Below are 22,543 nucleotides of genomic sequence, written 5' to 3' on the forward strand. Positions count from 1 at the left end.
GGAAAAAGCCCTTTCCGAAGAAAGGGCTGTCTAGCTTAAGGCACAACATCAATTTTATTTTTTGTTGCCCCTACGGCACGCCAATAAGGCACATACATTGACTCAACTTGCGGTGGCGGTACTTGATAACTCCCCGGAGTTACCGCTCTTGCTAAGTAAAGTAATGTCGTAGGACGATATTTATCAACCGCTATTGCGGCAACAAAACGATCATCACGATATTCAAGATGTTTAATATTGGCTTGTCCCATATCATCAATAAACTCCTGCAAATCAGCAGCACTATCGCTTAAGCTTGCGCTACTTGATGCTAAGTTTTGATTTTCAATTTCAAGCCCCGCAGGTAATAGATCAACCACTAAGGCATCAGGTACATCTCTATTAGCTGAAACCTCTAATTTTACCACCAGCATTTCACCACTTTGTAAGCGATTAGGATCGACTCGATTGCCTTTTAGATCGTAATAACTACGATTGATCTTCAATACATTGCTATAAGGCGCTGGGGCAACTTTTGGATATCCGACAACATTCATTCGAGAGTAAATGGTTGTACCACCTTGGTTGTTTAGCTCTAAACCTTCTTGCAATTGTGTTGCTGTCAATGCTTCATTAACTGCGCGATCACTACTCATTGCTGGCACTTGACGATTAATGGTTACTTCCCAAGGCTTCTCTGCCATATCAATAAAGAAACGACCAGCAAGGTATAGTGAGTTACTCTCCTGTGTAGAGAACCATTCACGCCCTGTTAAGTTATCAGATAATGTAATAACACTGGCATCACGAGTTTGAGTTTCCAAATTGTTTTCACTGAGTAGCGCAATAATCAACGCTTGGTCACGAATAGTACTGCCGTAATCACCTAAACCGTAATTATATTTACGTGGCATGGTGACCCCTTCAGCAATTAGGCTTTCAGCGCGAGAGTTATCTCCCATCAATTTCAAAGCAACACCTAACTGCACAAGCGCTAAACCACTACCCGCTTGATTACGTTCTAGATATAAACGGCGCAATTCTCCCAAAGGGGCTTTTTGCTGATTAGCCAGAACTAAAGCTGCATATGCTCTTGCTGAGAATCGAGCCGCATCTTGGTTAACCACATACTCTTCATTAACAATGTTTTTATCTTGTAAATAACGTAGTAGACGATCATTTGCCCGTTTTAATGCATCAGTAGGAACTTCATAACCTTGTTGAGACGCTCTAAATAAGAAATCTGTTGCATACGCCGTTAACCAAAACTCTTCACGCCCACCTTGAGCCCACAAGGCAAATCCTCCTTCGGATTTTTGCATTGTTAAGATATGAGCAATCCCTTTTTCTATGGCTTCTTTTCTTTGCATATCTGTTTGTGTTTTGATCCCCAATTGCTTCAACTCTTTCTCTGTTGAATACAAGGATGGATATAATCCACTAACAGTTTGCTCAAGACATCCATAAGGATATGCAAATAACTCTCTAACATAACGCGCTACCTGTAACGGAGGGCGACTGGTAAGTAATAATTCCCCCTCAAGCGTTGAGCGATTAAATTGATTTAATGCTTCGTTTGGTAGGCGCCAAGACTCACCATCTGCTAATGTATTGGCGTAATGTATTGTCTCAGCAGGATACGCAGGGCGTACACCTATTTTCCAAGTATTTTGATAAGGTTTTATCTCTTCATTAGGTACTTTAATACCATAAATAGACAGGGAAAATTCTCCTTGGCCAAATCCATGTTTTGCCGTAATAGGGATTTGAACTTGAGTTCGTTCACCTTTCGATAATGAAACGGTTTTACTATCGACACCCGCTAAATCAACTAATCCTGATGCCGTATAATTTAACGTAATAGATTGTGGTGCATCCGTTAAGTTAGTTAAATCTAATGACAGTAACGCATCATCTCCCCCAGCCATAAAGCGTGGTAATGAGAGTTGAGTAACTAATGGCGCGGCAACAACAACTTTACCTTCTTGGCTACCAAATTTATCGGCAGTCCATGCTTGAGCCATAAGGCGGACTTCACCATTAAACTCAGGTATAGGTAAAGAAACCTCACCTTCACCTTGTGCATTTAATTTTACAGGTGTTGCTTGTTGAGCAATGATTTGCACATCTGTTAATGGTTTTTTACCACCACGAGATAATGCGCTTTCTTCGCTTCCATCACCACCAAAACGTAGGTTGGCTAAACGCCCTTCACCTTCAATTAACTGACCATAAACATCGTATTGATCAACGCTATAACGCTTACGACCAAAGAAAGCTTCGTACGGATCAGGCGTTTTATAGTCGGTAATATTTAAGACACCTGTATCAACTGCAGACACTAATACATTGATGTTTTCCGGCAATGGCTGGCCTGCAACGGGCTTAGCTTTAATCCGAATTTTTAGATCTTGATTTGGACGAATTTTTTCAGGTGCATCCAGTGCAATATCTATACGGCGATTGTTATCTTGTAGTGGTAAATGCAAAATACCTACTGCACGTTTTACCGTCGCTTGTTTGGATGTATCCCCCGGTCTTACCACCACCGAAGTCAAATATAAATCGTGTCTTGCCCACTCTTTATTAATAGGTACTTCAACATCAAGCCCTTTTTCAGGTACATCAATCTCTTGCCACCATAGTGGCCCATCACTCGATTCTAATAACACATAACCTTTGCCAGGATGAGGGGCTGCAATATTGAGTTTGACTTTTTCACCCGGTAAGTAACTCTCTTTATCTAATTTTAATTTAACTTGATCAGGTCTTACTGCCCCGGTTCCGCCTGTATTATCCATCCAAGAATAGCCCGCCCAAAAACGTAAGCTACTGACAAGTTCTGTTTTAGGATCGACCACTTCTATACGATAAGAGCCCCATTCAACAGGGAAAGCCACTTTTGCGGTACCATCTTTAGCTATTTTGATAGTCTGCTCATCCATTTGCAGATCTTTTTGATTGTAGCCAGACTCCCAACCATTTGAATTAGACCAACGCCAATAATAATCATAACGTTCGTAAATAAATCTTACTTTTAGGTCATCTGCAGGTAATTTTTTACCCTCTTGATCGGTATAAACGATTTCAAACTCCGCCATTGAGTTTTCATCAACACTATAGCCTGATTTATATTTATCATTACGGTAGTCATACACCTCTTTTTTAGCAAAAACAGGGCGAATTCCCGCAAGATGTGTCGCTGGCCATACCGCTTGTTGATAACGGCGAGTAACAGGACGCCCTCCGGCTTCAAGTAAGCTTGCTTGTAAGATAATATTAATCGGTGATTTCACTTCAGCATAACGGTCTTTATCAACCGTTAATGCCCCTTCACCATCCGTATCAAGAGTAAGTTCAAATTCATCTAATAAACGACTTAAATTTTCATCTTTTACGGCACCAAATTCATAACCCGGCAGTTGACTGACGGCTTCTCGCGAAGCTTTTAAAAAAACCTGCCCTTGTAAGCGATTATCTGCTGCCGGTGCACCATAAAGATAACGACCTTTAATATCAAAATAAGCATTATTACCACTGAGTAAAATGCCTTTTTTACCGGTGATCTCTAATGCCATACGCTCAGGCATAAAATCTTCAACTTGGAATTGGTAGAAGCGTGGAGTGCCATCGCCTAAATCAAAACGTAATTTCCGAATACCTGTACTCTCATTTTCAGGGATCATCAGTTTCAACTGATAAAAACCATTTTCAGGTTGCCAAACAAAACTACGGGAAACCTGACCATCCGTTTTTAATAAGTCAACTTTAACAGGTTGCTCTTTAATCGGGTTTCCATCACCATCTCGCAATAAACCATTAACGATTAAGGTTTCGCCGGGGCGGTACAGATCGCGTGGACCAAAGACAAAAAATTGTTTGCTATAACCTTGTGGCCCGCCGATATCAAACTCGGATAAATCAAGAGCTGGTTTACGCAAATCAATCATACTGGTTTGCCCATTACGAATAGCGAGTAATAAACGTGCTTTATCACTCTTTTCTAATGTGGCATGCCCTTGATTATCAGTTTTTGTTTTAGATATTAAATTACCTTTTTCATCCAAAAGACGAATTTCAATATTGTCTAATGCTGCGCCATTTTTCAGGGATTGAGTAAAAATATCTAGCGTATTAAGGTAGCTATGTACTGATAAACCGATATCACTAAAAGTAAATACCGTTGCCGGCATGGTATAGGAGTATTTACCTGCCTGCTGCATTACAGCGATATAGACACCCTCTTTTTTTAGGGCTTCAATGGATTTGAGTGGTAATAAGACATTTTCACGGGTGTTTTTTTCTGTATCAAGTTCAAAGCGCCCGCTATACACCAAATCCGCTTGTGACAGAAAATCGTCTGATTCCCAATAGTTAATATTAGAGCGGCTTTCCCATTGAGTTAAAAATTGTGTTAACCGATCATCTTTAACTCGAAAAAAGTTAACATCGACTTGTTCGACATTTAATGCGCTAATTGGCAAACCTTCCGTTGCTTCTAACGGTAATAATGAGCCTTTACTGGTAAAGCCGACCGATGGAAAAATCTCTTCTGTAGTAAATTTTTGGCTAAATGGCTCTACTAATTTACGTTCGTTAATTCCTTTAATTTGAGCATCAATAGTCAGGTTTAACTCTGTTGAAGGTGGCAAATGGCGGAATCGTAACTCCATCAGATTATCAGATAGCTCCCAAGCCCCTTCTAATTTACCTTTTTTAGTATCAACAAGACGGATAACATCATCAAATTTCTGGTCAGGATCGAGTGGTACTGAAAAAGTCACTACCATCGTACTTGCGCCATCGCGTTGTAATTCAGAGGCATCTAATACAGTCACCTCTTTACCTGCATAACGACGAGCAAGTTCATTGCGCACTTCTTGGCTAGTTAATGCAGTTTGATTATTCGTTTTGGTTGTAACTGCGGTTTTATCACCAAGTTGTGTTGTCGTTTGTTGCGATGTGCTTTTTTGTTCCGCAACTTGTGTTGGTTGTGAGTTATCACTCGTCGAAGATTGCTCATCTTCTGTTTTGTTATCATCACAGCCTGTTAAAGCTAATGCTGAAGCCAGTACCACTGCAAGTGTACACCAACGGTACCCTCTTTTTTCCGTGTACTGTCTAAATTGATCTCGATTCATATCCATTTCCTTTAATTCAACCCCTGAATTATATGATGTTTTATGCAGGCTACAATAATACCTAACTCATTAAGTAACCTAATTATTTAATACTACAGCCTTATTTGGGCTTTACTAATTATTTATTTGTGCGTTTTTAAGCAAAGTAATAGTAAAACAAAGAGTTACATATAAATGCAAACCATTTGCTATTTTAATCATTTTCTTATTATAGGGTAAAAAAAAGCGATATCTGATGAGATATCGCCTAAACTGCAAAAAATTAGGTTAGGTATTCAAATTAACGATTGGAATACCCTTACGAAGAAAGCCCCCTAATTTGCGTTGATAAAAAGGGGTTACATGGTGAGTCATAAAATGACTTACACCTTGCTCATCTTTATTCACAAAACAGAAATCCAGAGATTGTCCTTCTTCTAGGTGCTCAAAAGCGGCTTCAGCAGCTTGTGGGAGTATCTGAGCAATAATATTTTCTTCTCCAGTGATTTCTAGCCCAATCAAATAAAATGACTCATCATCACCTTGCTCCAAAGCATTAACAATAAATGCACGACGAATAGGCTTATGTTGACCAAAAAATTCGCTCAATGCTTGTGTTAATTTTTCAGGCTGTGGCTCAAGCACACTCAGTTGTAGAGAAGAACCTTCAACAGCAACAATTTCTTGTACTTCAAATTGTTCAGATACATCCATTACAAACTCCAAATCACATAATGTTTATTATTTTGCTTTTGTTAATAATAAATTAGCGATAGAACGAACACCATATCCTGTTGCCCCAGCAGCCCATTGCTCTACAGATGATTTTCTGTAAGTTGCTGAACAGTCGATATGTACCCAGCCTTTTTTATAATCTTTCACAAAGTGAGAAAGGAAAGCGGCTGCTGTACTTGCGCCTGCGGTATGTGAAGGTGCGGCAATATTATTGAGATCAGCAAAACTTGATGGTAACTGGCTACGATGGAAATCAGCTAATGGTAAGCGCCAGAACAGTTCATTTTCTTGATCTGCACTTGCTAATAATTCATTCGCTAATTTATCATCAAAACTTAATACAGAGTGATAATCATTACCTACGGCCACTTTAGCTGCACCTGTCAATGTTGCCGCATCGATAATCAATTCAGGGGCAAAGTTGCTAGCATCAATTAAACCATCTGCTAAAACTAAACGACCTTCTGCATCCGTATTCATGATTTCAACGGATTTACCATTACGATAACGGATAATGTCTCCTAACTTAAAGGCATTACCGCTAACCATATTATCAGCAATACATAGCAATAGTTTTACGCGTTTATTTAAACCTCGTGTAATAGCTAAAGCCAAAGCACCAGCTAAGGTTGCAGCACCGCCCATATCCGCTTTCATAGAATTCATGGAAGAAGAAGGTTTGATGCTATATCCGCCTGAATCAAAGGTGATCCCTTTACCAACAAGGCAGGCAAAGATAGGGGCTTCGGCATCTTTAGTTGGATTAAAATCTAATGCTAAATAGACGGGATCACGTGAAGAGCCTCGACCTACAGTATAAATTCCCGCATAGTTCTGATCTCTCAGATCAGCCCCTTTGGTGATTTTATAGCTGATATCTTCTTTATCTAAACCACAAAACAGATCAACAGTACGCTGTGCCAGTTGTTCTGGCCCTAACTCTTCTGCTGGGGTATTTATTGTGTCACGCACCCAATCAACAATGCGGATACGCGACTCTAATTCTTTTTTGTCCGCTTCACTTAATTGTGGCCATTCGATTGAACGTGCGCCTTTAGGTGCTCTAAAACCTAACCAAAACGCCCAACTACGTTCTAAATCCCAGCCGTCACCAACTAGAGCAACATTACGAATACCTTGACCATCAATTTTGCGTCCACCACGCTGAATGGCCCCTAAGCGGTTTTCTTCCGTTAAGTGAACGGTCATGCCAGTTTCGTTAGTGCTAATTAGTGCTTTTTCTCCCCAACATGCTGCTGCAGGTTCATTAGACAGCATGATAGGCATAATTTGTTTATTCATTTATTATCTCACTTATTATTACTGATGGCAGTTAACCTATTCAGACTACCAGATATTTACCTTTTAGCGTGATCAATTTACTGCAAAAAATCAGTCACGACCATTCTCATTAAAGCCTTTTAGCTAATTGCATGTTACTTTACGAGCAATATCCCATAAACACACGCTGGTTACTCAGTCTTTTGAGGTATTTATTCCTCTTTTAAGGTTAAATCATACTGAGCAATAAAAACAAAAAGACTGGCAATTAACCAGTCTTTCGCATTAATCATTTACTCGATTATTCAAATTCATCAAGCCAAACTAATAAAATTGCTTCAAGAATTTTTTCATTCGATTTTTGTGGATCATCATCAAAATCGTCTAATTGGCAAATCCACTGATGCATATCGGTAAAACGAACGGTTTTTGGATCTGTATCGGGGTAGAGATCATAAAGCGCTTCCCCTATTTCACGTGTATCACTCCATTTCATTTTAAACTCCTAAAATCAGTGTTCTCTCGCATGGTTGATAGAATATTTAGGTATTTCAACGACTAAATCTTCATCAGTTACCTTCGCTTGGCAACTTAAACGACTTTCTGGCTCTAATCCCCACGCTTTATCTAACATATCGTCTTCCAGCTCTGTACTTTCATCAAGAGAGTCAAAGCCTTCACGAACGATACAGTGACAAGTGGTACACGCACACGACATTTCACACGCATGTTCAATCTCAATGCCATTACGTAATGCAACATCAAGAATAGACTCACCTTCAGTGGCATCAACAACAGCACCTTCCGGGCAAAGTGTGCTATGGGGTAAAAATACAATTTTAGGCATAGTTATATCTCATCCACAGAATGACCTGCCAACGCTTGACGAATGGAAGTATCCATACGACGCGCAGCAAATTCCTGAGTTTGCTTATCCAGTTGTTTAATGGCGTTTTCAATGGCAACAGGATCTGTTCCCTCAACGCTTTCTATTAAAGTATCTACAACATTATCGATAGCCGTTTTCTCATCTTCAGTTAAGAGATGAGCATCTTCTTGTAATGCTGCGGTTAAACTTTCTAACACGCGAGCGGCTTCGACTTTTTGCTCGGCAAGACGACGAGCTTGTAAATCTTCTTTGGCATTTTCCATTGAAGATTGGATCATATTAGCGATTTCTGTATCACTAAGACCATAAGAAGGTTTTACCTGTACTGAGGCTTCAACACCAGTGGATTTTTCCATCGCACTAACGCTTAATAAACCATCAGCATCCACTTGGAAGGTAACACGTATATGTGCTCCCCCCGCCGCCATTGGCGGAATACCCCGCAAAGTAAAACGGGCTAATGAGCGACAATCACTCACCATTTCACGTTCACCCTGTACCACATGAACACTCATGGCAGTTTGACCATCTTTAAAAGTGGTAAATTCTTGTGCTCTCGCAACAGGGATAGTGGTATTTCGAGGGATCACTTTTTCAACCAGTCCGCCCATGGTTTCTAAACCTAATGAAAGCGGAATAACATCCAACAAGAGCATTTCGCTATCAGGTTTATTACCCACCAGAATATCTGCTTGAATAGAGGCACCAATAGCAACAACTTTATCAGGGTCAATCGAAGTTAATGGTTCACGTTTAAAATAATCGCCTACCATTTGGCGCACCAGCGGCACGCGAGTTGATCCGCCCACCATAACCACTTCGAGCACTTCATCCACGTCAACATCAGCATCTTTTAATGCTCGACGAACAGATAACAACGTACGTTTAACTAAAGGTTGAATTAATAATTCAAATTCAGCGCGGGTAATTTCCCCTTTCCAACCATTGATATTGATATCAGCCACATCATTATCACTTAAAGCGATTTTAGTTTCTGAGGCAATATCAAGTAATTGACGTTGTAAAATAACATCATTTTGATAGCCAAATCCCGCACGCTCTCTGATCCAGTCGGCTAACATCCTATCAAAGTCATCACCGCCTAACGCAGTATCACCACCAGTTGCTAAGACTTCAAACACCCCTTTAGTTAAACGTAAGACAGAGATATCAAAAGTTCCGCCCCCTAAGTCGTAAACGACAATAGTGCCTTCTTTTCCGGAATCTAATCCATAAGCAATCGCGGCAGCAGTAGGTTCATTTAATAAACGTAATACATGTAAACCTGCACGACGTGCTGCTTCTTTAGTGCCTTGACGCTGTGCATCATCAAAATAAGCAGGTACAGTGACAACCACACCATCAAGTTCACCACCTAATGATTGTATTGCACGCTCTGCTAAGGCTTTTAAAATATCCGCAGAAACTTGAATAGGATCGACAATGCCAGCAGGTGTTTTAATTAATGGCAGTCCACTATCATTGTCATGAAAATGGTAAGGGAGGTTAGGATAACGACTGGTTATATCATTTAGCGAGCGCCCCAGCATTCGTTTTATTGAGCAGATAGTATTGGCGGGATCTTTTTCGGCTTCTTGTTTCGCCTGCCAGCCAACATTAATATTATCAACTTGATACTGCACAACAGATGGCAATAAATAGCGACCTTCACTATCTGAAAGCGCTTCGGCTTGCCCACTACGTACAGTGGCAACAAGTGAGTGTGTTGTTCCTAAGTCAATACCCGCAGCTAATCGACGCTGATGTGGCGCAGGTGTTTGTCCTGGCTCGCTAATTTGTAATAATGACATAACAATTTTCCTTAAAAACCATCAAACAAGCGTTCTTCAAGATGCTCGACTTGCTCTTTTAATTTCGCGAGAAAACGTAATTTTCTCACATTGTCTGCGGCAATGTCCCAAGTCTGACTGTCCAGTGTTTTCACCATTTCATCATAGCGTACAGTGTACATTTTCTCTAAGCGCGCAGAAAAATCAGCCAGTAAATTTTCAGCATCAGTACTATGCTCTATATCATCCAGCTCTTCACGAAGCGTAAGCTGCTCCATAAGAAAAGCCGTATCGTGCATCGTTTGTTGCTCATTAGCAATATCGATGCCCTGTAAAGAGAGCATATATTCAGCTCTTGAAAGTGGATTTTTTAAGGTTTGATAAGCCTGATTGATAGTCGAAGCAAACGAAATTGCTTGTACTTGCTCTTTGTCAGATTTACCCGCAAAACGATCGGGGTGATATTGACGTTGCATCTCTTGATAACGAGAAGCAAGCTGTTGTTTATCAATATCAAAACGATTAGGCATGCCTAATAGGGTGAAATAGTCCATACTTCTGCTCTTGGATTAATTGATATTAATACCGTGTATAAATATTGATTACACGGTAAAGCTTTCTCCACAACCACATTCGTTAGCCACGTTTGGGTTGTTAAACTTAAAGCCCTCGTTTAATCCTTCTTTAACGAAATCAAGCTCTGTTCCATCTAAATAGACCATGCTTTTACCGTCAATAATAACTTTCACACCTTTATCTTCAAAAACGGTATCTTCGTCATTGATGACATCAGCAAACTCAAGAACATAAGCCATCCCAGAACAGCCTGATGTTCTTACGCCTAAACGCAAACCTTCGCCTTTGCCACGATTAGCAAGAAAAGAGCGAACACGGTTAGCAGCGGCTTCTGTAAGGGAAATTGACATGGCACACCTCACTCATAAAGAACGAAAGCGGACACTGAAACATAACCTTCAGCATCCGCCAATATTTTATTTTTTTATTATAACAGGCAATTATTTGCCTTGGCGTTTGCTTTTATAGTCTGCAATCGCGGCTTTTATTGCATCTTCAGCCAGAATTGAACAGTGAATTTTCACTGGTGGTAATTCTAACTCTTCAGCAATTGCGGTATTTTTAATCGCTTCTGCTTCATCTAAGGTTTTACCTTTCATCCATTCGGTAACCAAAGAGCTTGATGCAATCGCTGAGCCACAACCATAAGTTTTAAAACGTGCATCTTCAATTACACCGTTATCATCAACTTTGATTTGTAGCTTCATGACGTCACCACAAGCTGGTGCGCCTACCATACCGCTCCCCACTGTAGGGTCGTTGTTATCAAATGAACCCACATTACGAGGATTTTCATAATGATCAATTACTTTATCGCTATAAGCCATGATTTAACTCCTGAAAACGTCTGATTAATGGTGAGACCATTCGATACTGTTGATATCAACGCCTTGTTTATGCATTTCCCAAAGTGGAGAAAGATCACGTAAGCGACCAATTGCACTGTGAATTTGTTCAATTGCATAATCGATTTCTTCTTCAGTGGTGAAACGACCTAAAGAGAAACGAATAGAACTATGTGCTAATTCATCAGTTAATCCTAAAGCACGTAGTACATAAGAAGGCTCTAAACTTGCTGATGTACAGGCTGAACCTGAAGATACAGCAAGATCTTTCAGTGCCATCATTAATGATTCACCTTCAACATAGTTGAAGCTGACATTAAGAATATTTGGCGCTGTATGTTCTAAAGAACCATTGATATACACTTCTTCAATATCTTTGATGCCATTCCATAAACGTAAACGTAATTCATTTAAACGTTTAGTTTCATCAGCCATTTCTTCTTTCAATATACGATAAGCTTCACCCATACCCACAATTTGGTGAACGGCTAATGTACCTGAACGCATACCACGCTCATGCCCACCACCATGCATTTGTGCCTCTAAGCGAATGCGTGGTTTACGGCGAACATAAAGCGCACCAATACCCATAGGTCCGTAAACTTTATGTGCAGAAAGAGAAAGTAAATCGACTTTTAATTTGGAGAGATCGATTGGTAATTTACCGACGCTTTGCGTTGCGTCAACGTGGTAAATAATGCCTTTGCTACGGCATAATTCACCAATAGCAGCAATATCTTGCACCACACCAATTTCATTATTCACGTGCATGATAGAAACTAAAATAGTGTCATCACGCATAGCGGCTTCGAGTTCTTTCAAATCAATTAAGCCATCGCTTTTTGGTGCTAAGTAGGTCACTTCAAAACCTTCACGCTCAAGCTGACGACAAGTATCTAAAATCGCTTTATGCTCAGTTTTTGATGTGATGATGTGCTTACCTTTTTTCTGATAAAAGTTTGCAACACCTTTTAGTGCCAAGTTATCTGCTTCAGTTGCCCCTGAGGTGAAAACAATTTCACGAGGATCAGCACCAATAAGATCAGCAATCTGATTACGAGCGATATCGATCGCTTCTTCAGCTTGCCATCCAAAACGGTGCGAACGAGAGGCTGGGTTACCAAAAATGCCGTCAATAGTCAGGCATTGCATCATTTTTTCAGCAACTCGAGGATCAACGGGTGTGGTTGCTGAATAATCTAGATAAATGGGTAATTTCATTGCTCACTAACTCCAAAGACGACAGATCTTCTTTAATAATTTTGTTTTGTTTGCCTAGAGATCGCCGTTAAACTCGCATATTAACAATGGTTTCTTGTAAACGACCATTGATAGCATGACGTTTTTCATTGTCTTGACGATCAGCGACATCCATAACCTCTTCGTTATTAACTAACTCTTCAAGGCTAATGCTGCTAAGGAAACTGGTAATACGATCACTTAAATCACGCCACAAAGTATGAGTCAGGCAACGATCGCCACCTTGACATCCTTCTTTATTACCCTGACAACGGGTAGCATCAACAGATTCATCAACTGCTGAAATGACTTGAGCAACAAAAATTTGCCCCGCTTCACGACCGAGTAAATAACCACCACCCGGGCCACGCACACTTGCGACTAATTCATTTTTACGTAAACGTGAAAAAAGCTGCTCAAGGTAAGAAAGGGAAATCCCTTGACGCTCAGAAATATCAGCGAGGGGGACAGGGCCTTGCTGCGAATGCAATGCAACATCAAGCATAGCAGTAACTGCATAACGCCCTTTTGATGTCAGTCTCATAACAAATACTCCGTGGTGAACAATAGTCAAATTGTGTCATTCCTGAGTAATTTAGTCAACTATTTATCTGAGTGTTTTAGTCAGGTATTAAGCTCAGCAACAATGACGCATGTTAATCAACTTAATCCTTTATTTCTTAGCCCATTTTTCAACGGATGTTAAAATACCACGTAAGATATGAAGCTCTTGTGTTTCTGGACGTGCGCGCGTAAACAAGCGGCGTAAACGACTCATCACTTGTCCTGGATGTTTAGGACGAATAAAACCAGACTCATTAAGTACCTGCTCTAAGTGAACATAAAAGCGTTCAATATCTTCAGCGGGTGGATAATCAATCTCTGATGAAGCATTTTCCTCTTGTTTTTCCTGTTGAGCAAGTGCAGCCATGCGAATTTCATAACAAACAAGTTGCACCGCCATCGCTAAGTTTAAAGAGCCATATTCAGGGTTGGTAGGAATATAGAGGTGGTAATCACATTTTTGTAATTCTTCATTAGTTAAGCCTGTGCGTTCACGGCCAAAGATCACCGCAACGGGCTTATTTGCTGCCTCTTTTACGCAACGTTCACCACATTCACGAGGTGCTAGCATTGGCCAAGAGAGCGTACGATTACGCGCACTTGTTCCAATCACTAACCCACAGCCTTCAATGGCATCATCAATAGTATCAACAATATGAGCATTGCCAATAACATCGCTTGCCCCTGCTGATAAGGCTATAGAGTGAGAGTCGGGTTTTTCTTTAGGATTAACAAAATAAAGATTCGTTAATCCCATGGTTTTCATAGCACGAGCTGTCGAGCCCATATTGCCTGTATGTGAAGTTTCGACAAGGATAATGCGAATATTTTCTAACATTGATTTCTAACTAATTGTTTTATGATCCATCTATTTTATCACAAATGTAGCCAAAAACGCGAACGCCTGTTATACTTCGCCTCGTTTTTTATCCCCGTTCTTTAACATCTTGTGGAAGATAACCATGCATCCGATGCTGAATATTGCCATACGTGCTGCACGTAAGGCTGGTAATTTAATCGCCAAAAATTACGAAAATCCTGAATCTGTAGAAACGAGCCAGAAAGGTAGCAATGATTTTGTCACTAATGTTGATCGCGAAGCGGAACAGGCAATCATTGAAATCATTCGTAAATCTTATCCAAAACACACCATTATTACGGAAGAAAGTGGCGAGTTACTCGGTGAAGATCACGATATCCAATGGGTTATAGATCCACTTGATGGCACCACTAACTTTATTAAACGCCTACCACATTTTTCTGTTTCTATCGCTGTACGTATCAAAGGTCGCACAGAAGTTGCTGTGGTTTACGATCCTATGCGTAACGAACTTTTCTCAGCTGTTCGTGGTCAAGGTGCACAATTAAATGGTTACCGCCTCCGTGGCTCTAATGCACGTGATTTAGATGGTGCTATTTTAGCAACTGGTTTCCCATTCAAAGCAAAACAACATTCAGCAGCTTATATGAATATGCTGACTAAACTGTTTGTACCATGCGCTGATTTTCGTCGCACAGGTTCAGCAGCATTAGATTTAGCTTATGTTGCCGCGGGTCGTGTGGATGGCTTCTTTGAAATTGGTTTAAAACCTTGGGATTTCTTAGCAGGTGAACTTATTGCTCGTGAAGCGGGTGCAATTGTATCTGACTTTACTGGTAATCACGGCTATCTACAAACTGGTAATATTGTTGCGGGTAATCCTCGAGTTGTCCGAGCATTATTGGCAGAAATTCGTAGCGAATTAACTGATGCTTTAAAACGTTAATTGATACGAATAACAATAAAATATAAAAAAACTATCTTATAAAATGATCCCCAGTAGTTGGACAGCCAATTACTGGGGGTCTTTTTTATTGCCTATGCGTTTTCAATTAAAAGGGCATTTACTGAAAGTTGGCTAATTTCTTGTGCAATCTTATCTAATAGTTGTGATGTTATCTCTTGCTTATTAACACGTAATAGAAAAGCTTTTCTTGCAATGACAAACCCTAATATCTGACCAATAAGAGCATGAGCACGAATAGTGATTGTTACTTCATCACTCTTTGTATCCATTAATCCAACTAAGCGAGAAAGGCGAAGATGAAAAGGCTCTATCAGATTACTATAAATAAGATCGTAATTTTCCGTCGGTTCTAACTGTTCACGTAGGATCAACTGACTGTAATAATGGCGTTTTGGTGATAATAATGCACGAGTTAAACCTGTGACTAGTAATAGAACTAATTCAGCCACTTTTTCATTTTTATAAGGTCGGTTTTCTTTCAATAAAAACTGAAGCTTATTATCAAATTGGTCAAACTGAATTTCAGAGGCTAATTCTGTAGCAATATATCGGATCACTGCTGTATAAACCCCTAATTTTCCGCCAAAGTGGTAAGGTATTGCTGATTGATTAACACCAGCATCTTGCGCAAGTTGTCGCGTTCTCAATCCACTGATCCCATATAGTGCAAAAAGCCTAATACCTTCTTGCACTAATTTCTCTTGAGTTTGTTCTGTACTTACTGCAGTTTTACTGGTGTTTTTCATTATAATCAACTGGTTACTATTAGGACTATATATCTGCCCGCATTAATTGTGTTGAGTTAGAATTTAACTCAATCCCTTTGCTTTTGCCAACCACAACAGTGCCACCTAAATTACATAAGTGGTGGCCGAAGCCACAATTAGGTTCAAAAGCAAATGTCATACCTTCTTGTAATACTAATTCTCTCCCTGGATTAGGTAATCGCTCAATTTGTTTATAACGATGAGCAAGAGGTAATGATTCAATACCTGGCGCTGTGCCAAAGCCGATTGGGCCATAAGGATTAATACTGTGAATAAGTGGATGAACATGCCATCCCCCTGATTCTAATAGTGGTTTTTCCATTAAATCAACGACTTCACCAAAGGTTATCCCTGCTTTTAAATGTTCAACACCAATTTCATAGCATTCACGTGCAACTAATGCTGCTTTTTCTAAGTTTTCGTGAATTTTACCTACAGCAACCGCCGCTTGATGTTGCGTTTCATACATTCCATATAAAGCAAAAATCTCTGATAATATAATATCACCCATTTGAATTTCACGAGGTGCTTGTGAGCGATATTGCCAAGCAGGAGGTCCCCAACCGATATACTCAGATCCTGATCCCATTAAAATTTCAGCGGTAAATCCCCCCCTTGATAAACAAGTGGCAGTAATTGCGGCCGCAAGCTCCGCCTCTGTTGCACCAGGCCTTGCAGTCACTCGCATTGCCTCGCTCATTGCTTCACCAATGGCGGCAGCATATCTTACATGAGCGAGCTCTTCTTCACTTTTAACTGATGCCCGTCTAAAGAAATCACGATACACACTGCTAAATTTTGCATAAGGAAATGCTTCCTTAATACCATTTAGAGTATTAAATGGCATTGCACCATCAAAATAAAATGGGGGATAAGGTTCTAAGCCAATAATACCAATATGTGCATTTTGTTGTACTCCCATCTCTTTTAGAAAATGAGCAATACTACGCCCTGTTTTTCCTACAACAAGATTATCTTCATCAATCCACTGCAAATCACCACGTAGTTTTGCCTGCATATGATCAGCTATCATCATTGGTGCAAAAGTAACTATCAATGGTTTCTTATCTTCATGAAAAATAACAACCGATCCTAATCTGTCATTTGTAAAATAGTGGTCAATACAAAACGGTGCAGGTGCTGCCGATTCTCTATCACCATAAATAATCAATGTATCTAATTGGTTATCTCTCATAATGTCTCTAGCTAACTGCCAGCGTCGGTCTCTTTCTTGTAAAGAAAAACTAGCTGGGATCACTGATTTACTTTTCATAGTAATACCTTCTTCTATTCATTCATTTGAATGAATTAAATTTAGCTTTAATATTTAAAATGATCAATCGTTTGGTTGATCAAAAAATGCGCTTTAAAAAATAAAAAGAAAAAAACCTGTAATATCAAACGGTATTACAGGCTTAGACGTTTATGAAAAATAGGAAATAAAAGGATTAAGTATTTTGCGGTTGTACTTTCGGTCTAATAAACATTGCAGGAATAGTTAATGCCGCCATCAACCAGAAAATAAGGTATTCTTGGTTAGGAAGTTTTTCATATAACCATCCCGATACAATCGTCATAATAGCGATACTTCCCCCCATTGCTAGAGCAGAATAAACCGCTTGTAAACGAATAATTTCATGCTCTTGACGTGCAGTAATAAAACGCATTGCCGCTAAATGGCATACGGTAAATGTGCCACTATGCAAAATTTGTACAATAATAAGCGCCGGTAATGCTGTAAAACTGCCCATCATCCCCCAGCGCAATAGCCCTGCAAATGCTGAAAGTAATAATAAGTTTCGAGCACTCCAACGGCGGAATAAACGACGGCTAAACATAAAGACAACCACTTCAGCAACTACGCCTAAGGACCAAAGATAACCAATCGTTGCTGTATCATAGCCTGCTTTTTCCCAATAAAGTGCGCTAAAACCGTAATAAGCAGCATGAGCACCTTGTAGTAAAGAAACACATAATAGAAAACGCCAGACTGGGCCATCTGAAATCAGTTTCATAAATGAAACATGATGGTGTTCCGTTTTTTTGACCTTACCTTGGGGCATGATTTTCGGACGTAACATTGAGGTAAGGAATAATGCAAGAGTGCTGGCAATCAATCCATAAAGAATAATCGGGTGTCCAAAAGCATCAATCAATATCCCCAATAATGAGGAACTAATAATAAATGCAATAGATCCCCAAACCCGAATTTTGCCATAATCTAAAGGAAATTGTTTTTGCCATGTTCCCGCAAGTGAATCTCCCAAAGGCACCATGGGTGCAAAAAAAACGTTAAATCCGGTCATTACCAAAAAGAGCCAAGCCCAATGAGTGCCCAACATAAATGCAACGGTAAATAGGAGAGATAAAAAAGCAAAAAGTCGCAGTGCAGTAATGAGCTTTGATGGATCTTTTACAGCCGGCGTTAAAATCAAGCTTCCTACAAAACGAGCGGTTAAGCCCACCCCAAGTAGTAAGCCTATCATCGCAGGATCAACCCCCTCGCCCTTTAACCAGATAGACCAAAAAGGCAAGAAAATACCATATGAGAAAAAATACGTAAAATAATCTAAGGCAAGCCACAGTGTTGATGGAATAACCATCCAACCCCCCATTTTTAACATGCAAAAAAACCCGCCAAGAACATGTTCTCGAAGCGGGCTTGTATAACGGGTTTTATTATATCGTTACAAACTTATGCGTAAACTGGAAATTTAGCGCAGATATCCAAGACTTTTTGTTTCACTTTTTCAATGTTCGCTTCATCATTGATATTATCAAGGACATCACACATCCAACCGGCTAAATCTTTTGCTTCCGCTTCTTTAAAACCACGACGTGTAATCGCTGGAGAACCAATACGAATACCAGATGTAACAAATGGACTGCGAGGATCATTTGGCACACTATTTTTGTTCACAGTGATATTAGCACGGCCCAGTGCAGCATCAGCATCTTTACCTGTAATATCTTTATCAACTAAATCTAATAAAAACAGGTGGTTCTCTGTGCCACCAGATACTACTTTATAACCGCGCGCTAAGAAAACGTCTACCATTGCTTTCGCATTTTTTGCAACTTGTTGCTGGTAAACTTTAAACTCAGGTTCCATTGCTTCTTTTAATGCAACGGCTTTACCCGCGATCACATGCATTAAAGGACCACCTTGAGAGCCAGGGAATACGGCAGAGTTTAATTTCTTATAAAACTCTTCATCGCCACCCTTAGCAAGGATAAGACCACCACGAGGACCCGCTAATGTTTTGTGTGTTGTTGTAGTCACAACGTGAGCATGTGGTACTGGGTTTGGATAGACACCCGCTGCAATCATACCTGCAACGTGAGCCATATCGACAAATAAGTAAGCCCCTACGCTATCTGCGATTTCACGCATTTTAGCCCAATCAACCAAACCTGAATAAGCTGAAAAACCACCAATGATCATTTTTGGTTTATGCTTTTTAGCTTGCTCAGCGATATCTTGGTAATCAATTTTACCGGCTTCATCAATACCATAAGGAACGATATTGTAGAGTTTACCAGAGAAGTTAACCGGAGAGCCGTGAGTTAAGTGACCACCTTGGGCCAAATTCATCCCTAATACTGTATCGCCCGGTTTAAGTAATGCCATATACACAGCCGCATTCGCTTGTGAACCAGAGTGAGGTTGTACGTTTGCATAATCAGCACCAAATAGTGCTTTGGCACGATCAATGGCTAATTGTTCAACAACATCAACGTATTCACAACCGCCGTAGTAGCGTTTACCTGGATAACCTTCTGCATATTTGTTGGTCAGCTGAGATCCCTGCGCCTGCATAACACGAGGACTAGTATAGTTTTCAGAAGCAATTAATTCGATGTGCTCTTCTTGACGAGTCACTTCACCTTCCATTGCATTCCATAATTCCGGATCGTAATCAGCAATATTCATTTCACGTTTTAACATTCACATCTCCTGACTCAGCTAACTTCACTAAAGGCGAACTCCCTTACGGGAGTAAGAATGACATACAGTGTAAACTCTTTTTCCTCATTGAGATAGTCCCAAAAGAAAAAATACGCAATCGTTTGCTAAGCCACTATAACACAGTTCTATTACTTTTTGATAACCTCATTTTATCTGCTGTTTTTGTTCTTTTTGAGGCACATCTCGCTAATTTATGTAAACCCTCAACATCATTCTCTAAGATTTCCCCATTTTCCTAAAAAAAATAAAAACTCAGATTTACAAATAAAGCAAAAAGATATAAGTTGTATTAAAAATATATGTTATAAAAATCATATTAAACTGAATATTTTTCAGGAGCAATTATGTTAGATGCACAAACTATCGCGACAATTAAATCCACTATTCCTCTTATTGCTAAAACAGGCCCCGCGTTAACGGCGCATTTTTACGACAGAATGTTCTCTCGCCATCCTGAGTTAAAAGATATTTTTACCATGAGCCACCAAAGCAGTGGCGCACAACGTGAAGCGTTATTTAATGCGATATGTGCTTATGCAACGCACCTTGAGGATTTACCTGCTATTTTGCCGGCGGTAGAAAAAATTGCACAAAAACATGCCAGTTTGAATATTCTTCCTGAACATTATCCTATTGTTGGAGAAAACTTATTAGCCACCATTGATGAAATGTTTAACCCAGGCAAAGAAGTGCTTGATGCTTGGGGAGCCGCTTACCAAGTTTTGGCTGATGTTTTTATTAATCGGGAAGAGCAAATTTATCAACAAAAAGAACAAGCATCTGGAAGCTGGCGAGGATTACGTCACTTTAAAGTTAAGCATAAAGTAAAACAAAGTGAGGTTATTACCAGCTTTGAATTAGAGCCTGAAGATGGACAAGCGGTTACACCTTACCGTGCAGGCCAATATTTAAGTATTTATATTCGTGATGAGAAACTTGCAAATCAAGAAATTCGTCAATATTCCTTAACGCAATCGGCAAACAATAAAACCTATCGTATTGCGGTGAAACGTGAAGACAAGGGAATTTTATCTAATTTTCTTCATGACCATATCCAAGAAGGAGACATCTTACAAGTTGCCGCACCAGGGGGCGATTTTTATTTAGATATCTCATCAACAACGCCTGTCACATTAATTTCAGCAGGTGTAGGCTTAACTCCTATGTTAGCGATGTTGCACACTCTCTCTTCTCACCAAGCACAAGTCAATTGGTTACATGCAGCAGAGCATGGTGGCGTGCATGCTTTTAGGGAAGAAATCGCACAAGCAGGAAAGCAAATTAAACAATATCAACAAGCAGTATGGTATCGTCTCCCTCGTACTGAAGACATTATCAATAAAGACTATCAATTTGAAGGATTGATGGATTTAACCAAGATACATGAATGGCTATCAATACCTAATATGCAGTTCTATTTCTGTGGACCATTACCTTTTATGCAATCTGTCGCTAAACAACTTATTGCTCTCGGTATTGAAAGCGATAAACTTCATTATGAGTGCTTTGGCCCTCATGCTGTTATTAGCCAATAACAGCCAGAATAGGTAAGAAAATAAATTAATAAGGAAAAAGCGCTGATTATTTTACTATTCAGCGCTTTTTATATTGGAAACAACTAACTATTTAATAAGTAACTTTTATTGATGTCGGTATAACATGATATTTAGACGAATAGCGATACCAAATAACACTAATTAAACAGAGTGTATAGCCGAACAACTCGCTACCTTCTTCCACCATATTTTTTACTGTGCGGTTATAGTCTTCACCTAACAATTTCTCCCACAAAATCCCCATACCAAATAAGCGAGAGAATAGTAAAACACTGAGCAAACCCGCCATAAGCATTCCTTGACTAGAATGCGTTATAAAATGGGTTAAGCCATATAATGTTTTTTTCCCTTCTCTGATAGCGATCGCTATACAGACAAATGTTACCGTTAATGCAAACCAAACCCATGAACCATGTGCTAATTGGTCAAAAACACCATCTAACTCACGAATTAAGATACACAAGAAAAAGCCCATAATCAGTGTGTATCCCCCTCTCATTTCTGGCTGTTTATAAGCAGGTATAAAGAAAAGAAGACATATTATAGCCACAATAAGTTCTTGCCCCAGTTCGGTTGCTGAGGTTTCAGAAATACCATTATTCAGCACCAAAATATCGAGGAAAATAAACCCTGTTGTTATTGCCACAATCATGGCGGAAAACAAAAATAAAGCAAAACGCTTTAATAAATAGCTAAGCACGATATTACCCATAGAATAATAAATATTTAAGTTGATGATAATAACTGTCTACAAAAGTTATTGAATAACATTTTGTGCCTTAAAAGGTGAGAATTTTAGTAAAATAAATTGTTTATTATCATCAATAGACTTGTATAAGATATAAATAGCACAATAGGTGAAACATAAAAAAACATTTTATGAACAAAGAAAGGTAATTATTAATATTACTTATTTAATGAGTATAATTATCAGCAATACAAATCATTTATTATTACTTATAAATTTATAAAAGATAATCAGTAAATAAATAAACTTATTGAGATAATATAAAAAAGAATTAATTAATAAAGATAAAAAAACCTGATAATTAAACTAATAATCATCAGGTTCCATAAACAACGCTTATTTATTTTTTAAATAGCTTCTTCGTCTTGCTCTCCAGTACGAATACGGATAACTCGATTCACATCAAAAACAAAAATTTTACCGTCGCCAATCTTCCCCGTTTGAGCGGTAGTCATTATAGTATCGACACAAGTTTCAGCTATTTCATCAGCAACAACGATCTCAATTTTTACTTTAGGTAAAAAATCGACCATATACTCTGCACCGCGATAAAGTTCGGTATGCCCTTTCTGACGACCAAAGCCTTTTACCTCTGTTACCGTCATACCCGTGATACCAACTTCGGCTAGTGCTTCTCTTACATCATCTAATTTAAACGGCTTAATTATCGCTTCAATTTTTTTCATCGGATTATCCT

Annotated in this window: 20 protein-coding genes; 2 read left to right on the plus strand and 18 right to left on the minus strand. The window is 39.3% G+C overall.

From position 1 onward, the window contains the following. Positions 1–35: 35 nt before the first annotated feature. The 12 genes from HMPREF3129_RS07450 to trmJ form a co-directional block, all read right to left on the minus strand. Positions 36–5,126, minus strand: a complete 5,091-nt coding sequence (locus HMPREF3129_RS07450; RefSeq protein ID WP_070486910.1) for an alpha-2-macroglobulin family protein — start codon at positions 5,124–5,126, stop codon at positions 36–38. Between the two features lie 261 nt (positions 5,127–5,387). Next, a complete protein-coding gene (locus HMPREF3129_RS07455) occupies positions 5,388–5,813 on the minus strand; it encodes an enhanced serine sensitivity protein SseB C-terminal domain-containing protein (RefSeq protein ID WP_004248435.1) in 426 nt (141 codons plus the stop codon). A gap of 27 nt (positions 5,814–5,840) precedes the next feature. After that, positions 5,841–7,136, minus strand: a complete 1,296-nt coding sequence (gene pepB, locus HMPREF3129_RS07460; protein WP_004243837.1) for an aminopeptidase PepB — start codon at positions 7,134–7,136, stop codon at positions 5,841–5,843. Between the two features lie 280 nt (positions 7,137–7,416). Continuing rightward, complete coding sequence (gene iscX, locus HMPREF3129_RS07465) at positions 7,417–7,611, minus strand: Fe-S cluster assembly protein IscX (protein WP_004243841.1); 195 nt, start codon at positions 7,609–7,611, stop codon at positions 7,417–7,419. A gap of 15 nt (positions 7,612–7,626) precedes the next feature. Continuing rightward, the gene (fdx, locus tag HMPREF3129_RS07470; protein WP_004243842.1) at positions 7,627–7,962 is read right to left on the minus strand and encodes an ISC system 2Fe-2S type ferredoxin; all 336 of its coding nucleotides are present in this window, start codon (positions 7,960–7,962) and stop codon (positions 7,627–7,629) included. A gap of 2 nt (positions 7,963–7,964) precedes the next feature. Next, the gene (gene hscA / locus HMPREF3129_RS07475; protein ID WP_070486912.1) at positions 7,965–9,815 is read right to left on the minus strand and encodes a Fe-S protein assembly chaperone HscA; all 1,851 of its coding nucleotides are present in this window, start codon (positions 9,813–9,815) and stop codon (positions 7,965–7,967) included. Positions 9,816–9,826: 11 nt separating this feature from the next. Next, positions 9,827–10,348 carry a co-chaperone HscB gene (gene hscB / locus HMPREF3129_RS07480; protein WP_004243844.1) on the minus strand — a complete coding sequence of 174 codons (522 nt, stop codon included), beginning with the start codon at positions 10,346–10,348 and terminating at the stop codon, positions 9,827–9,829. Between the two features lie 48 nt (positions 10,349–10,396). Continuing rightward, positions 10,397–10,720, minus strand: a complete 324-nt coding sequence (gene iscA / locus HMPREF3129_RS07485; RefSeq protein ID WP_004243846.1) for an iron-sulfur cluster assembly protein IscA — start codon at positions 10,718–10,720, stop codon at positions 10,397–10,399. 90 nt (positions 10,721–10,810) lie between these two features. Continuing rightward, on the minus strand, positions 10,811–11,197 hold the full coding sequence (gene iscU / locus HMPREF3129_RS07490; RefSeq protein ID WP_004243847.1) for a Fe-S cluster assembly scaffold IscU: 387 nt from the start codon (positions 11,195–11,197) through the stop codon (positions 10,811–10,813). 24 nt (positions 11,198–11,221) lie between these two features. Continuing rightward, positions 11,222–12,436 (minus strand): IscS subfamily cysteine desulfurase, encoded by a 1,215-nt coding sequence (locus tag HMPREF3129_RS07495; RefSeq protein ID WP_004243849.1) that lies wholly within the window; start codon positions 12,434–12,436, stop codon positions 11,222–11,224. A 67-nt stretch (positions 12,437–12,503) separates the two neighbouring features. Next, the gene (iscR, locus tag HMPREF3129_RS07500) at positions 12,504–12,998 is read right to left on the minus strand and encodes a Fe-S cluster assembly transcriptional regulator IscR (protein ID WP_004248437.1); all 495 of its coding nucleotides are present in this window, start codon (positions 12,996–12,998) and stop codon (positions 12,504–12,506) included. A 129-nt stretch (positions 12,999–13,127) separates the two neighbouring features. Next, positions 13,128–13,856, minus strand: a complete 729-nt coding sequence (gene trmJ / locus HMPREF3129_RS07505) for a tRNA (cytosine(32)/uridine(32)-2'-O)-methyltransferase TrmJ (protein WP_004243854.1) — start codon at positions 13,854–13,856, stop codon at positions 13,128–13,130. 124 nt (positions 13,857–13,980) lie between these two features. Here trmJ and suhB point away from each other — a divergent pair, with 124 nt between their 5' ends. Further along, positions 13,981–14,784 (plus strand): inositol-1-monophosphatase, encoded by an 804-nt coding sequence (gene suhB / locus HMPREF3129_RS07510; RefSeq protein ID WP_036918711.1) that lies wholly within the window; start codon positions 13,981–13,983, stop codon positions 14,782–14,784. Between the two features lie 92 nt (positions 14,785–14,876). On the opposite strand, the gene HMPREF3129_RS07515 is transcribed toward suhB, so the two are convergent. The 4 genes from HMPREF3129_RS07515 to glyA form a co-directional block, all read right to left on the minus strand. Then, positions 14,877–15,551 carry a CerR family C-terminal domain-containing protein gene (locus HMPREF3129_RS07515; protein ID WP_004248440.1) on the minus strand — a complete coding sequence of 225 codons (675 nt, stop codon included), beginning with the start codon at positions 15,549–15,551 and terminating at the stop codon, positions 14,877–14,879. Positions 15,552–15,576: 25 nt separating this feature from the next. Then, positions 15,577–16,845, minus strand: coding sequence for a M24 family metallopeptidase (locus HMPREF3129_RS07520; RefSeq protein ID WP_004248442.1), 1,269 nt, complete (start codon positions 16,843–16,845; stop codon positions 15,577–15,579). Positions 16,846–17,020: 175 nt separating this feature from the next. Continuing rightward, positions 17,021–18,196: a 3-phenylpropionate MFS transporter gene (locus HMPREF3129_RS07525; RefSeq protein WP_004243859.1), complete on the minus strand. Its 1,176-nt coding sequence runs from the start codon at positions 18,194–18,196 to the stop codon at positions 17,021–17,023. Positions 18,197–18,267: 71 nt separating this feature from the next. Continuing rightward, positions 18,268–19,521, minus strand: a complete 1,254-nt coding sequence (glyA, locus tag HMPREF3129_RS07530; RefSeq protein ID WP_004243862.1) for a serine hydroxymethyltransferase — start codon at positions 19,519–19,521, stop codon at positions 18,268–18,270. A gap of 365 nt (positions 19,522–19,886) precedes the next feature. Here glyA and hmpA point away from each other — a divergent pair, with 365 nt between their 5' ends. Beyond that, on the plus strand, positions 19,887–21,077 hold the full coding sequence (gene hmpA / locus HMPREF3129_RS07535; protein WP_036918713.1) for an NO-inducible flavohemoprotein: 1,191 nt from the start codon (positions 19,887–19,889) through the stop codon (positions 21,075–21,077). Between the two features lie 91 nt (positions 21,078–21,168). Here hmpA and HMPREF3129_RS07540 read toward each other — a convergent pair whose 3' ends face one another. Together HMPREF3129_RS07540 and glnB are read right to left on the minus strand one after the other, a co-directional pair. Then, positions 21,169–21,810, minus strand: a complete 642-nt coding sequence (locus tag HMPREF3129_RS07540) for a hypothetical protein (protein ID WP_004243864.1) — start codon at positions 21,808–21,810, stop codon at positions 21,169–21,171. 383 nt (positions 21,811–22,193) lie between these two features. Further along, complete coding sequence (gene glnB, locus HMPREF3129_RS07545) at positions 22,194–22,532, minus strand: nitrogen regulatory protein P-II (RefSeq protein ID WP_004243865.1); 339 nt, start codon at positions 22,530–22,532, stop codon at positions 22,194–22,196. Between the last annotated feature and the right edge of the window lie 11 nt (positions 22,533–22,543).

This window comes from Proteus sp. HMSC14B05 (assembly GCF_001808035.1).
In the GTDB taxonomy this organism is placed as follows: Bacteria; Pseudomonadota; Gammaproteobacteria; order Enterobacterales; family Enterobacteriaceae; genus Proteus; species Proteus mirabilis.

What these genes read in the sequence shown, in the direction of transcription:
- iscA (WP_004243846.1), bottom strand. Translation starts at nt 10,720, where the DNA reads ATGTCAATTTCCCTTACAGAAGCCGCTGCTAACCGTGTTCGCTCTTTT.
- pepB (WP_004243837.1), bottom strand. Translation starts at nt 7,136, where the DNA reads ATGAATAAACAAATTATGCCTATCATGCTGTCTAATGAACCTGCAGCA.
- glnB (WP_004243865.1), bottom strand. Translation starts at nt 22,532, where the DNA reads ATGAAAAAAATTGAAGCGATAATTAAGCCGTTTAAATTAGATGATGTA.
- suhB (WP_036918711.1), top strand. Translation starts at nt 13,981, where the DNA reads ATGCATCCGATGCTGAATATTGCCATACGTGCTGCACGTAAGGCTGGT.
- HMPREF3129_RS07515 (WP_004248440.1), bottom strand. Translation starts at nt 15,551, where the DNA reads ATGAAAAACACCAGTAAAACTGCAGTAAGTACAGAACAAACTCAAGAG.
- hscA (WP_070486912.1), bottom strand. Translation starts at nt 9,815, where the DNA reads ATGTCATTATTACAAATTAGCGAGCCAGGACAAACACCTGCGCCACAT.
- iscU (WP_004243847.1), bottom strand. Translation starts at nt 11,197, where the DNA reads ATGGCTTATAGCGATAAAGTAATTGATCATTATGAAAATCCTCGTAAT.
- HMPREF3129_RS07520 (WP_004248442.1), bottom strand. Translation starts at nt 16,845, where the DNA reads ATGAAAAGTAAATCAGTGATCCCAGCTAGTTTTTCTTTACAAGAAAGA.
- HMPREF3129_RS07525 (WP_004243859.1), bottom strand. Translation starts at nt 18,196, where the DNA reads ATGTTAAAAATGGGGGGTTGGATGGTTATTCCATCAACACTGTGGCTT.
- HMPREF3129_RS07540 (WP_004243864.1), bottom strand. Translation starts at nt 21,810, where the DNA reads ATGGGTAATATCGTGCTTAGCTATTTATTAAAGCGTTTTGCTTTATTT.
- iscX (WP_004243841.1), bottom strand. Translation starts at nt 7,611, where the DNA reads ATGAAATGGAGTGATACACGTGAAATAGGGGAAGCGCTTTATGATCTC.
- hscB (WP_004243844.1), bottom strand. Translation starts at nt 10,348, where the DNA reads ATGGACTATTTCACCCTATTAGGCATGCCTAATCGTTTTGATATTGAT.
- trmJ (WP_004243854.1), bottom strand. Translation starts at nt 13,856, where the DNA reads ATGTTAGAAAATATTCGCATTATCCTTGTCGAAACTTCACATACAGGC.
- iscR (WP_004248437.1), bottom strand. Translation starts at nt 12,998, where the DNA reads ATGAGACTGACATCAAAAGGGCGTTATGCAGTTACTGCTATGCTTGAT.
- glyA (WP_004243862.1), bottom strand. Translation starts at nt 19,521, where the DNA reads ATGTTAAAACGTGAAATGAATATTGCTGATTACGATCCGGAATTATGG.
- hmpA (WP_036918713.1), top strand. Translation starts at nt 19,887, where the DNA reads ATGTTAGATGCACAAACTATCGCGACAATTAAATCCACTATTCCTCTT.
- fdx (WP_004243842.1), bottom strand. Translation starts at nt 7,962, where the DNA reads ATGCCTAAAATTGTATTTTTACCCCATAGCACACTTTGCCCGGAAGGT.
- HMPREF3129_RS07455 (WP_004248435.1), bottom strand. Translation starts at nt 5,813, where the DNA reads ATGGATGTATCTGAACAATTTGAAGTACAAGAAATTGTTGCTGTTGAA.
- HMPREF3129_RS07495 (WP_004243849.1), bottom strand. Translation starts at nt 12,436, where the DNA reads ATGAAATTACCCATTTATCTAGATTATTCAGCAACCACACCCGTTGAT.
- HMPREF3129_RS07450 (WP_070486910.1), bottom strand. Translation starts at nt 5,126, where the DNA reads ATGGATATGAATCGAGATCAATTTAGACAGTACACGGAAAAAAGAGGG.